Source organism: Sulfuricurvum sp. (genome assembly GCF_049305995.1).
Lineage (GTDB): Bacteria > Campylobacterota > Campylobacteria > Campylobacterales > Sulfurimonadaceae > Sulfuricurvum.
Genome location: NZ_JBAQPS010000354.1, coordinates 1 through 11,870 on the forward strand (window position 1 = coordinate 1; position 11,870 = coordinate 11,870).

Sequence of the window (11,870 nt, forward strand, 5' to 3'; positions counted from 1 at the left end):
TAATGAAGCTATGTTTAATCGATTTTGGATCAAAAATAGAACTGAAAAGTTCGATGAAAAGTTCTCTTATACTAAGCTGATGAAAACTGCAAGATTCGAAAATTTGCTTGGTCATGCTTACAGTGAAGAGCTTATTTCCTTATCTAAATTAGCAGAGCTTTCGGGGTTGAGCGTTGATGCAGCCTTGAAAAAGTATGGCAAAGTGGTTTAATGTTATTTATCAGCGATGCAAATATCTTTATCGATTTGTATAATATCGGTCTCCTAGACGAGTTCGATCAATTAAACCTCGATATACGAACGACAGATTTTGTTCTCAATGAATTAAACACGCCCCAGCAACAGATCGTTAAATCAATGAATATCACAGTACATTCGTTTGAGCCTCAAGAACTTACCGATTTTTTTAATACATTCGGCTCTTTGGGGCAGTTAAAAATCTCCCATCAAGACTACTCTGTATTTTATTTTGCAAAACAGTTAAATGGTGCATTATTGACAAATGACGGCGCATTGAGAAAATTTGCAAGAAATAGATCAGTAGAAGCAAAAGGTTTATTCTATATACTGGACACAATCATCCTTACTTCCACAAAAGATAAACCTGTTTTAATTGAAGCACTTGAATGTTTATTGCGTAATGAATGGCTACCAAAAAATGAAATCACAAAACGAATAGAGTATCTTCAAAAGGGTATGTCATAAACATGAAAAGAATGTTTAATGATTAAATCAAAGTATCTTTTTTATGCGTGAAAACTATCCATGATCGGGCTAAATCTCAAAAACGGTGATAATTATATTCAGAAAATACATGAAGGGTATCACTGTAACTATGAACCGCTACAGCAATTATTAATCGATAAAATCGAAGAAGAGATTAGGAATGGATAAGTTTGTAGTGTTCTTTCAATTCTTTTTTGGTGGTTTTGGAACCTTCCGCTTTAGCAGAGGTATAAACCGAATTAACGATCATAGTTTCTCGCTTTTTAGCGGTAGAGAAGAATTTATTGGTGTTTGCAATAGTTTTTTTCATAAAAATACCTTTTTCACGAAGGGTAAAACCCACTTTGAACGCTGATTTGCTACTTTGGTTCTGCGACCGAAACCTCGATAGTTTTAGTTACCGCTCGGTACTGAATTCAGCAAGAATAGTACCATGTTTTTGTTATATCGGCATTAATGAAATCAAATTAATAAAGGCTACTTTATATGTCTTATAAACACTGGTTCGACACTCACGCTTCCAAACACCGTGTTATTATGGATAAACTCACCCATCTCAGCGACGACGAAGTGATCAAATATTTTCGATTTGAAAATATGGTCGAAAAAGAGAGCGATTTCTGCCCCCTCTACGCGGAAGATAAAAAATGCCACGATACCGAAGAACTCAACTGCTATCTCTGTGCTTGTCCCAATTTTCGTTTTAATGCGGGGGGATTTACAAAAGAGGGTGAACGGACTCTTTTTAGCACCTGTTCCATCGAGAGCCCCGACGGGGATCGCTATGTGAGTGAATCTGCTATCCACCAAAACTGTGCAGGGTGTATCGTCCCCCACCGTGAGAGCTATATTAAAAAAGTATTTGATCGTAACTGGCTCACCATCATGAAAGAGGTACCATGTAAATAAATAATAGCTATTTTACTAATAATTTCTATAAAAAGTGTAGATTGTTAAGCCACATTTTTAAAAGAAAGTGTATACTATATTGTATTTTAATATGTTAAATTAAGTAAAAAAGAAAGAGGTTTTTAGTGTCCTATCTTTTCATCTTTTCCATTGCAGTAGGCATTGCTGCAGGAATCAGTATCTATAATTTTGAACCGAATCTGATTTGGGCAGTAGCGGGAGGGTTTTTCCTGACCATCATTATGGAAGAAAGTCCTATGTTGGCAATGTTGGCTTATCTCGTAGCCGAATATTTTCTCCAAGGATATCATACTCAATACAGTGCCATTATCGTCGGTATCACTATTTTTGTCACTTTATTTAAAATGTATAAAGAACGCTCAGCATAAATTATGGTTGTTAATGTAAAATCAAGTGCTATATTGAACTTGATAAGTTGAAAATCATAACAGAAGGTACGGTATGAAAAAGATCTATTTGGGGATTAAGTTTGCCCTGAGCTATTTCACCTTTCTGCCAATCCCTTTTCACCCAAAAGACGATTTGTCTCATCCGCGTGTGTTGAAAACCATGATGCTCTCTCTCCCATTTGTCGGAGCACTGCTAGCCTTGCTTTGTATTGGTACCTTTACAGTGTTGGAATCATTAGGGTGGTTGGGAGCGTTGATTGCCGCTGTTATCTATATGGTATTGTATGGATTTATCCATACTGAAGCGGTCATGGATGTCATCGATGCAATGTATGCTGCCCACAGCGGTAAAGACCCGTATGTGATTATCAAAGATCCTACCGTTGGGGCAATGGGGGTGTTATACGGAGTAAGTTTTACCCTCCTCAAAATTACCGCACTGGCAACTTTGCTTATGCATCATCTGTTTCTCCCCTTTATCGCACTCGCTGTTATTAGCCGTATCGCTTTGCTGGTGCTGATCCGAATCTATCATTTTCGTTCTCCTTTTGTGTCGCAACTCCATGAACATCTTCGTGTTTTTCCTCTTTTAATCCTCATCGCCATCTGTATAGGAATAGGATTTTATTTTCTTTCATGGAATTTTTTCATCCTCTTTAGTATCGGGATCCTTACCGCGCTACTGCTCTCAAATCTCACAAAAAAATCGCTCGGATTTATCAATGGAGATGTGCTGGGAATGTCGTTAGAAGGTTCTGAACTTCTCCTCATCCTCACAACACTGCTACTATGTCACTAACTCTGTTACGCCATGCGCCACCCCCTTTGGAATATCAAAAACGCTACATTGGGCATACCGATATCTCCATCGATCTTACGCTATTCAACCCTCTCCTGCTTCCATATATGTACGATTTTATCTACTCTTCAGACCTATGCCGATGCACTCAAACACTCAAAAATCTCGGATACCCTATTTTTCAAAGTGATCAACGGCTACGCGAAGTTCGTTTTAAAAAGCCGTTCGAGGGGAAAAAATTTGAAGAAATTGCGCAGATGAAGGTATATACACCTATCGTATTGCAATCGCAAGAGAGTTGGTATGATTTTATTTGTGACGAACCATTGAGAGAATTCCACAAACGGATCACGGCCTTTCTACACGAGATTCCTGAGGATAAAAATATTCTTATTTGTTCTCATGCCGGAACAATACAACAAATACTCACCCTTCTGGGAGAGGAACCCAAACAACTCGATTACCTAGAGTACACCATTGTTACGGTAAAATAGAGGATACTATTTTAGGAGAGTCAATGCGCATCATTTCTGTATTGATGATATTTGCCCTCCTTGCCCTCTCTGCACCCCTTCGTATTGCTTTTAACGGTAATGAAAAAATTACAACCGATACTCTGTATGGTGTATTAGGATTGCGAAAACCATACGGAATCGAAGTATGGGAAGAGCAACCCTCTATTGAACCTATCGCTATAACCCAAAGCGTTTCAGCGTTAAGTAGTTTCTATCGTTCAAAGGGATTTTATCATGCCAAAATTACAGCAGAAAGCAATGAAAAAGAGGTTATTTTTAAAATCCAAGAAAACAATCCAATCCGCATTAGTGATATCAAGATCAATAGCCTTTTGGACATTGAATCCGCCATTACCCTCCATACCGATGATTTGTTTGACCAAGAAGCTTTTTCCTCTTCCAAATCAGCTATTAAAAAGCGTTACGGTGAAGCAGGTTACTGCAACGCTCAATTTAATACTAAAGCATGGGTCGATATCGAAACCGACCATGCTTATTTGTTGTTTGAAGCAACACCGGGAGAAATATGTACATTTGGGACTATCCATGTCGAATCAACTCCAAATATCGATGGAGAACTCACCACCTCAATGCTACGGTTTGAAGAGGGAGACCCCTACAGTATCGAAGCGATCCGATTAAGCTATGAAACACTTTACGCTCAAGAAGGGATTACTCGTGTCCTTATCAACGATAACGATCGCAATGGTAGCATTGTACCTATTACCCTGAGCATCGAAGAAGCGGATCAGCCTATCCGATTTACCGCCGGCTTAGGGTATAGCAGCGATGAGGGGATCCAAGCGCAAACAGGAATCAAACACCGTAATTTTTTCGGTAATCTCAAAACCCTCGCTCTTGATTATCACTATTCACAAATCAAACAAGATGCCTCCGGAGCCATCACTATGCCTCTGTATAACCGTGGATTGCTTGCAGGTGAAATCGGATATACCAATGAAATATTCGATGGGTACAAAAGTGAAAGCACCTATGAAAAGATAACCGCAAAATATCAAGACACCCCTACTTCGGTTATGACAGGAATTTTGTTTGATCGGGTAAAAACATATGATTCAAACGATATTACCGCATTTCCTGATTCTGTTTTATTTATCACGTCCCCTCTAGGAGAAATCAATCTCGATACGCGCAATAAACCTTTAGAACCGACCAAAGGATACTGGCTCAACGCTAAATTAACCGGATCACTCCGTTCAGCTGTTTTTTCCGATGCAACGTATTTTAAAAGCCTCTTATCCGGTGCTTATATCATGAGTATTGATAACCATATTTTTGGTGCTAAACTCAAATGGGGAACGCTTCATATTTACGACGGAACGGTTCCCTCCTCTTATCGCTTTTATGCCGGAGGGATGAACAGTAACCGCGCTTACACCTACCGTGACCTCGGTCCCAAAAATACGGGTGGAGATCCTATCGGTTTTTCCGCACTGACAGAAGGGACATTTGAATACCGTTTCCCAATCTATCAAGAATTTCGTGGAATACTGTTCAGCGATCTCACTTTTGCTTCTCAGAATACGTTTTATGATTATGCGCATGATGCCTACTGGGGAGTTGGAGCCGGGTTACGCTACATTACTCCGATAGGACCGGTTGCAATCGATTTTGGTATCGATCCAAATGATTTTTCCCAATACGCAATCCACTTTCGTATCGGAGAGTTATTTTGAAACGGTTACGATTACTCCCTTGGATCAAATGGCTCAAGCATCTATTAGTAACGTTTCACTTTCTCCTCTACAGTGCTATTTTACTTGCATCGGCAGCTCTTTATATTGCCTTTCGTCCCGATAGTCTGGAGATCGTCAATACCTATTTTCTCGAACCGTTCGGTATCCACTACACCCATGCGGAAGGTTCAATATTAGAAGGATTCGTCCTCCACAACGTCCACAGTGAAACAATGGAAGCCAAAACGCTCGTGTTAAAATACAATCTAGTCAAAATGTTGGAAGGAGAACACACGATCGATTCCATAAAAATTGATGGCTTACGCCTTCATTTGAGCGATTTTATCAATGATGACGACTCTATTTGGCTTTTCCCGACATTTAAACTAAATAACCTATCCATCACCAATCTACAGCTTATCAGCTCTTATCCAATCGAACTGAATCTCAATGGTAAAAATGGGTCGTATGATGGCGATCATCTCTCTTTTACCTCCTTCGCCGCAACCATAAAATCACGCTATGCTCATGGAGCAATACACGGCATAATCCACAATAATACCCTTAAAGGGTTATGTGATCTTTATCCGAATGAAGCCGAACTCGCCCCCTACAGTGGTCGATTTACAACCTTGCCGCATAGATTGAGAGTAAAAATTAACGAACTCTCTGACCAAAGGGCGATTTTCAATACGACCATTACCCATCTGGAATCCAAACAAGATTCGATACTGACAGCCAAAAATATAACCCTCGATTTTTATTACCGATATAATGACGAATATTTCGATGTCAATGCCCTCTACCAACTCGTACGAGGCAATGATTCAATGCAGACCAAACAACACCTGCGCTATGCATTAGAGGGGATAACCACTACTCAATTCGATGGGATTATCAGCACTTTGCACCCGCTACCTGCCAATACTCTGCATGGAGAGTTTACCGATACGCCTCAAGGTTTAAACGGTAAACTTATTCTCGATGGAACAGTAGTGGAACTCTCAAGCCACGATTATGATCGGTTCGGATGGAAAATAAAAAGTGACCATAAAACATTGGCTTTTTTGCCATCTCTTCCGGAGTTCCTACAAGCATCACCCTTTCGAATGGAGGGAGCAGGCATCTATATTCTCTCAAACAATGCCTTAACCGGAGATATGAGTGCTATCCACAATCATGCCACATTTAACGGATCATTTTCAACCCAAAACGCTCACCATGCACTCGATGGAAACCTTACCCTTCCTCAAGATGCGTCACTGTGGAGAAACTGGACACATAAACCACCAGAACATCTGATACTTTCACTCAATGATGAGCAAAACGTAACCCGCTTACAACTCAGTGGAAACTCATTAGCCCTTAATGCCATACTCAAAGCAGAAAAGTTCAAAGGTTCAGGAAACTATTTAGAGACATTTTTCGATATTTCCGGTTCACTGACTCCGACAGATAACTATGCCGATATTGATCTGATCATCCCATCCTTATTTAATACTCTCTCCAAAGTGAGCCCTATTGAACTGCATCCGCGTGAATACTTTGATGCTGAAATCAGAGCCAGAGCTCATATCAATTTTTCTAATGCTTTGCACATCAAAAGCGATATTAAAATTCCATGGTATGCTGTCGTCCTCGATACGCAACGAGCCTATGGAGGAACGGATGGGAGTATAGCCCTCGAATACCATGATGAAAATCTCACGATCGATCGATACCAATTTGAAATCGCCGATCATCCGATCCATAGTACCAAAACATCTCATTTACATTTTACCCCATCCGGTGATATCGCTGTTGATGAATTTTGGATATTTGACTCACTTCTTCTAAAAGGTCTTATAAAAAACGATTTTTCCACCCGTCTCCATATGTCTTCAAACCGCTTCAGCTATATCGGACCAGAAGGAGAAGCTCATGCATCTGCCGATATTACCTACGAACGCGATAGTGAAGCCAACCAAAATCTCTTTGGTTCATTGAGTATTTTGGACGCTACGATCACCTATCTTCCTCTTCAACAATTCAAAGTGATGGACGATGATATTATCATTATCCAAGATATTCGTCCTCCAAGCAATGCAAAACTCTCGATGAATTTTCATATTACCTCCCAACAACCTATCCGTTTTAAAACAAAAGAACTTGATTTGCAACTCAACCCCGATATCACTCTCTGGAAAGACTCAACATCCCCTATGCAAATATTAGGAATGGTAAGCATCCCAAAAGGGCAGGCAACTACAGCAGGAAAAGAGTTCGAAATTAAACCCTCTGAAATCTATTTTGGAGGCGACGTCCCTCTTAATCCTTATCTCAATATCACCGTCTCACATGAAATAAATTACAATAAATTTTTGATTTACGTTACCCATACCCTCGATTCACCGATTTTTCTTTTTAGTTCTGATCCGGTGATGAGCCAAAACGATATTATGAGCTATATCCTCTTCGGTACACCTGCAAATACCATTGGAGGAGGAGATAATTCCACCTCCACCGTTCGTGCAGATGCTACTAACTTTATGCTCGGTGCCGGATTAAAAGGGCTGATCGGCAGTGCGACAAAACTTCAAATTGATACCATGAATATCCTCACCACTGCCGAGGGTGGGATGGGATTTGAAGTGGGTGCACGCCTCAACAAAGATTTGCGCGTTCTCTATAAAAATGATACGGTATCCAGTATCCTGCTCCAATACACCGTAAATAGATGGCTACGGCTCGATGCTGATATCCATGAACTGGGGCAAGGGATCAATGCGATCTATATTAAAGATTTTCGTGATTTTCTACCACACAACACCAAAAGCATTAAACCATAGGTCTTGATATCCGTCAAGAATAATACGCTCATATCCTTTTATACTGTCAGACATTAAAATAACGAAGGACAACCATGATTTTAGAATTTATGCGCGATGATCATAGAGCATGTGATCATCTGTTGGCGGAAGCAGAAAATGCCCTAGCCGATAAAAAAACCAATGAGGCGAAAGAACTTTTTGAATCATTCTACCAAGCGACCAATCACCATTTCGATATGGAAGAAAAAGAGCTTTTTTTAACGTTTGAAAAGAAAACAGGGATGATGGGGGGGCCAACTCAAATGATGCGTTATGAACACCAACAGCTGAGAAGTCTCCTCGAATCGATGCGTCTTGCCCTCAGTGAAAACCGTAACGATGATTTTTTCGGTATCGGCGAATCGATGATGATTATGCTTCAGCAACACAATATGAAAGAAGAGCAAATGCTCTATCCGATGATTGATCGCGCACTGGAATCAACCGCAGAAGTAATGATTCAAACTCTTAAAGATATGAGCCGATGATCCTCCTCGATACCCGAGAATTTGATCATCCGTTACCGCTTGAAATGGCGGTCAATGCATTTAAAAAGCTACAAGGTGACAATGTGATTCATATGATCCACCGACGTGAACCGATTCCCCTTTTTGAAATTATTGCCAAAAACAACGGTCGCTATCTGTGTATCAAAGAACATGAAACACTTTGGCATATATACATAACCCGCTCAGCAACACGGCATTTGGAGCATACCGATGTATAACGGTCTCTCTTTGGATCAAGCACCCCCTATTTCAGTAGTTATCCGTTTTTTTATCACTGTTCCGATTATTGGAATCCTATTATCTCTCCTCATATTAACCAACCCTCATGCCGTCCTGACACCCAATCATCCGATCTCTTTGAGTGCTATTCATCTGATGTTTTTAGGGATTATTACCATGAGTATGCTAGGAGCGCTTTTTCAAATGCAAAGCGTTCTAGGGGGGAAAGCGATTCCCTCTCCGGTTGGTAACGCTTTTATAATCCACCTTTTTTTAATTATCGGTATTCTCGCTTTGGGTAATGCATTTCTTTTTACGATCCCTCCCCTTTTTGTCATCGCTTCGATTTTCTTAGGTATATCACTCTTTTACACCCTTTTTCTCATTCTCCCTTTACTCTTTAGTGCCTCATCTCACGAAACATTGAGAGGAATGCGTCTTGCGCTCATCGCCCTTTCTCTCACTGCCTTTTTGGGAATTATCATGGCAAGCGAATACGCCCATAACTCTTTTAGCTCTTTGCATGAAATACTCCGCATATCTCACTATTCGCTTGGGTTGATCGGATGGGTAGCTACCCTTATTATCGCCGTAGCCTTTCAAGTTGTGGAGATGTTTTATGTCACCGAAAGTTATAGTCCGTGGTGCAAACGAAATGCCTTTCAAATTTTATCAATTGCACTGATATTAAAAATCATTGGGTTATTTCTTGGATTTGCCTTTGTTTGGATATTTGATCTAATTATAGGGGGACTATTGGTTGGATTTGTGGTAACAACCCTAAAGCGTTTAGCTACTCGAAAACGTCGTGTTAGCGATGTGAGCATTTGGTTTTGGGTATCCGGAATGATTTTACTGTTGATGTCTATGCTTGCCTACACTCTTTTTAGTTTAAACAGCAACGAAATGTTTCAAAGTCTTGCATTCATTGCCTTTAGCCTCTTTGCTTTGGCAATTATTTTAGGAATGATGGGGAAAATTATCCCGTTTCTTATATGGTTTCATCTCAATGCATCGGGCTATATGAATGCTCCGATTATGTCCAATATTATCCCCTTTCAACGAGCAAAAGCACTCTTTATACTCTTTGTCCTAACAGCCTTGTCAGCGCTTTTAGGGGTATTGTTTCTCAAAGCATTCCTATTAAGTGCGCTCACGGGAGGCGTGATGTTTGCTTTGTTGTTTTACAATATCCTCATTGCGCTCAAACTCTACCGTTATACCCTTACACATGGAACTCGTTTTGAATTTTAAGCACTTATCGTTATAATCAACGAAACTTGTGCAAAAGAAGGCGAGATGGAATCTTTATTTATTCAAAACAGTATCCTCTCTTTGGTACTAGGCTTTTTGATCGGTCTTCAGCGTGAAATGCATATTATCTATTCCAACAAAACCCGAGATTTTGGAGGAGCGAGAACCTTTTCTATGATCTCTCTCTTTGGATATCTCTCCGCATGGTTTAGCACTTTTTTTCCCTATTTTTTTCTTATTGCCTCAGTTGTTATGGGAGTTTTACTGATTGCGGCATACATCGTTAACAGTGTCTCGATTAGTGAAAAAGGGGCAACAACCGAATTTGCTGCGCTGGTGACATTCGTTATAGGAGGTGTTCTGAATGCTGCACCTCCTATTTTTGCTGTCTTTACTACCATTATGGTTCTATTTGTCCTTAATATCAAAGACTCGGTTCAGGCGTATGAGCAAACCATTACCAAACAAGATCTCAGTGCAGCAATATTGTTTATGATCATGACATTTGTGATCCTCCCGATCCTCCCCGATCGTCCCATCGATCCGATGGGACTTTTCAATCTATACCGTATCTGGTTCATGGTTGTTTTGGTCGCCGGAATTTCATTTTTTGGCTATATTGCTATCCGAATTTTAGGTTCGACTCACGGTATTGGGATCGCAGGGCTCTTTGGTGGGCTTGTCTCCTCTACCGCAGTGGCGATGAGTATGGCTCGACGAGTGCAGGAAAATGGTTTTCTACTCAAAAATCTCGCATTAGGAATCACCCTTGCCTCTTCAATGATGCTGATCCGTGCCGGACTGGAGATGTGGGTCGTTAATCCCTCTTTGACGAAAACATTTCTCATTCCGATCATTGTCGGCTCGCTTACCGGATATCTCTATATCGGGTATCTCTATTTCACAAGCAAACGGGAAAATATTCCCCAAAATATTGAATTTAAAAATCCTTTTGATCTCAAAGAGGCTCTCATTATGGGTCTTGTGTTCGGAATAACACTTGCTTTAATCACTCTCTCCAGTCGCTATATTGGTAATATGGGAGTATATGTCGTGGCATTTGTTTCGGGACTCGCTGATGTCGATGCGATTATCCTCTCACTCTCATCCCTCGCCAAAAACGGTCTCAACCCATCAACAGCTCACTACGCCATCCTTATTGCCATTATTAGCAACTCTGTAGCAAAAGCTTCTCTAGTATTGTTTTTTGGGAAATTTGCCCTTTTTAGACTCGTACTATCTTATTACCTTATTTCGATCGGGGCATTCAGTATCACGACACTGATAATGATGTAAAAGAATTTATGGAACGTCAGCTAACGGTAAAAAAGATGATGATGTATGGCGGACAGCTAGGGGTTCGAACCCTAGATAGGTTTCCCTATACACGCGTTCCAGGCGTGCGCCTTCGACCACTCGGCCAGCTGTCCATTATGAGTAGGAGAGTGAAATTATACCGCGAATAGCTTAAATGCCGTATTTTTTCGGTGACTTTCGTTGTGATTGTTCTCGATTCCATCGTTCATGAATATGCATAATCCACGCCACCAAAATTCCGATCAAGATCAAAGCGGCACACACTTCATATCCGATCGCCCATATAATAAAAAAAGAAGAGATATTGAACTGTAAAAAATATTCATAACTTGCTCTCGCTACAAATAAAAATAAGAATAATAATCCCATCGCATAAGGGATAGCCATAATATATAACGTTAAAACAAGCCCTTCATACCCTTGTGGAGAAAAAATATAATCACGAAAATCAAAAGATTTTTGAAAAAAATCATCCTCCATTCGACGACGCATTTTCAAGTTTTCTTTCTCGTACGCTTGTGCACTGCTCCGTGCGCTCTCCGAAATTAATGCTGATTGAACCTGTTTATTTTTATTCTCATTCATATTTGACAACCTTGTCTAACGATTCTAAATTATATCTTGTTTTACAATAAATATCGACGTATTTATAAAAAATTTATAAAA

At 40.2% G+C, this 11,870-nt stretch carries 15 protein-coding genes and 1 tRNA gene; 13 read left to right on the top strand and 3 right to left on the bottom strand.

Annotation, left to right across the window (positions count from 1 at the left end):
- The 3 genes from WA010_RS11885 to WA010_RS11895 all read left to right on the top strand — a co-directional run.
- Positions 1–211: hypothetical protein (locus WA010_RS11885; protein ID WP_422557330.1), on the top strand; the 211-nt coding region annotated here is incomplete at its 5' end.
- On the top strand, positions 211–705 hold the full coding sequence (locus WA010_RS11890; protein WP_422557331.1) for a hypothetical protein: 495 nt from the start codon (positions 211–213) through the stop codon (positions 703–705). The genes WA010_RS11885 and WA010_RS11890, both read left to right, overlap by 1 nt.
- A 60-nt stretch (positions 706–765) precedes the next feature.
- Complete coding sequence (locus tag WA010_RS11895; protein WP_422557332.1) at positions 766–894, top strand: hypothetical protein; 129 nt, start codon at positions 766–768, stop codon at positions 892–894.
- Here the strand turns inward: WA010_RS11895 and WA010_RS11900 are convergent.
- Positions 881–1,036, bottom strand: coding sequence for a hypothetical protein (locus WA010_RS11900; RefSeq protein WP_299988452.1), 156 nt, complete (start codon positions 1,034–1,036; stop codon positions 881–883). The two genes, WA010_RS11895 and WA010_RS11900, sit on opposite strands and share 14 nt — an antisense overlap.
- 176 nt (positions 1,037–1,212) lie before the next feature.
- On the opposite strand from WA010_RS11900, the gene WA010_RS11905 reads away from it, so the two are divergent.
- The 10 genes from WA010_RS11905 (at position 1,213) to WA010_RS11950 (ending at position 11,183) form a co-directional block, all read left to right on the top strand.
- A complete protein-coding gene (locus WA010_RS11905; RefSeq protein WP_422557333.1) occupies positions 1,213–1,635 on the top strand; it encodes a hypothetical protein in 423 nt (140 codons plus the stop codon).
- A 125-nt stretch (positions 1,636–1,760) separates the two neighbouring features.
- Positions 1,761–2,024, top strand: a complete 264-nt coding sequence (locus tag WA010_RS11910; RefSeq protein WP_422557334.1) for a hypothetical protein — start codon at positions 1,761–1,763, stop codon at positions 2,022–2,024.
- A gap of 73 nt (positions 2,025–2,097) precedes the next feature.
- Positions 2,098–2,844, top strand: coding sequence for an adenosylcobinamide-GDP ribazoletransferase (locus WA010_RS11915; RefSeq protein WP_422557335.1), 747 nt, complete (start codon positions 2,098–2,100; stop codon positions 2,842–2,844).
- The gene (locus WA010_RS11920) at positions 2,835–3,338 is read left to right on the top strand and encodes a histidine phosphatase family protein (protein WP_422557336.1); all 504 of its coding nucleotides are present in this window, start codon (positions 2,835–2,837) and stop codon (positions 3,336–3,338) included. The genes WA010_RS11915 and WA010_RS11920 overlap by 10 nt, the downstream gene beginning before the upstream one ends.
- Before the next feature lie 23 nt (positions 3,339–3,361).
- Positions 3,362–5,056, top strand: coding sequence for an autotransporter assembly complex protein TamA (locus WA010_RS11925; protein ID WP_422557337.1), 1,695 nt, complete (start codon positions 3,362–3,364; stop codon positions 5,054–5,056).
- Complete coding sequence (locus WA010_RS11930) at positions 5,053–7,884, top strand: translocation/assembly module TamB domain-containing protein (RefSeq protein WP_422557338.1); 2,832 nt, start codon at positions 5,053–5,055, stop codon at positions 7,882–7,884. The genes WA010_RS11925 and WA010_RS11930 overlap by 4 nt, the downstream gene beginning before the upstream one ends.
- A 74-nt stretch (positions 7,885–7,958) precedes the next feature.
- Positions 7,959–8,393 carry a hemerythrin domain-containing protein gene (locus tag WA010_RS11935; protein ID WP_422557339.1) on the top strand — a complete coding sequence of 145 codons (435 nt, stop codon included), beginning with the start codon at positions 7,959–7,961 and terminating at the stop codon, positions 8,391–8,393.
- Complete coding sequence (locus WA010_RS11940; RefSeq protein WP_422557340.1) at positions 8,390–8,632, top strand: DUF2249 domain-containing protein; 243 nt, start codon at positions 8,390–8,392, stop codon at positions 8,630–8,632. Before WA010_RS11935 ends, WA010_RS11940 begins: the two co-directional genes overlap by 4 nt.
- Positions 8,625–9,887, top strand: coding sequence for a hypothetical protein (locus tag WA010_RS11945; protein ID WP_422557341.1), 1,263 nt, complete (start codon positions 8,625–8,627; stop codon positions 9,885–9,887). The genes WA010_RS11940 and WA010_RS11945 overlap by 8 nt, the downstream gene beginning before the upstream one ends.
- Positions 9,888–9,932: 45 nt before the next feature.
- Positions 9,933–11,183, top strand: a complete 1,251-nt coding sequence (locus tag WA010_RS11950) for an MgtC/SapB family protein (RefSeq protein WP_422557342.1) — start codon at positions 9,933–9,935, stop codon at positions 11,181–11,183.
- Between the two features lie 46 nt (positions 11,184–11,229).
- On the opposite strand, the gene WA010_RS11955 is transcribed toward WA010_RS11950, so the two are convergent.
- Positions 11,230–11,317 (bottom strand) — tRNA-Ser (locus WA010_RS11955).
- Positions 11,318–11,354: 37 nt separating this feature from the next.
- The gene (locus tag WA010_RS11960; protein ID WP_422557343.1) at positions 11,355–11,789 is read right to left on the bottom strand and encodes a hypothetical protein; all 435 of its coding nucleotides are present in this window, start codon (positions 11,787–11,789) and stop codon (positions 11,355–11,357) included.
- Between the last annotated feature and the right edge of the window lie 81 nt (positions 11,790–11,870).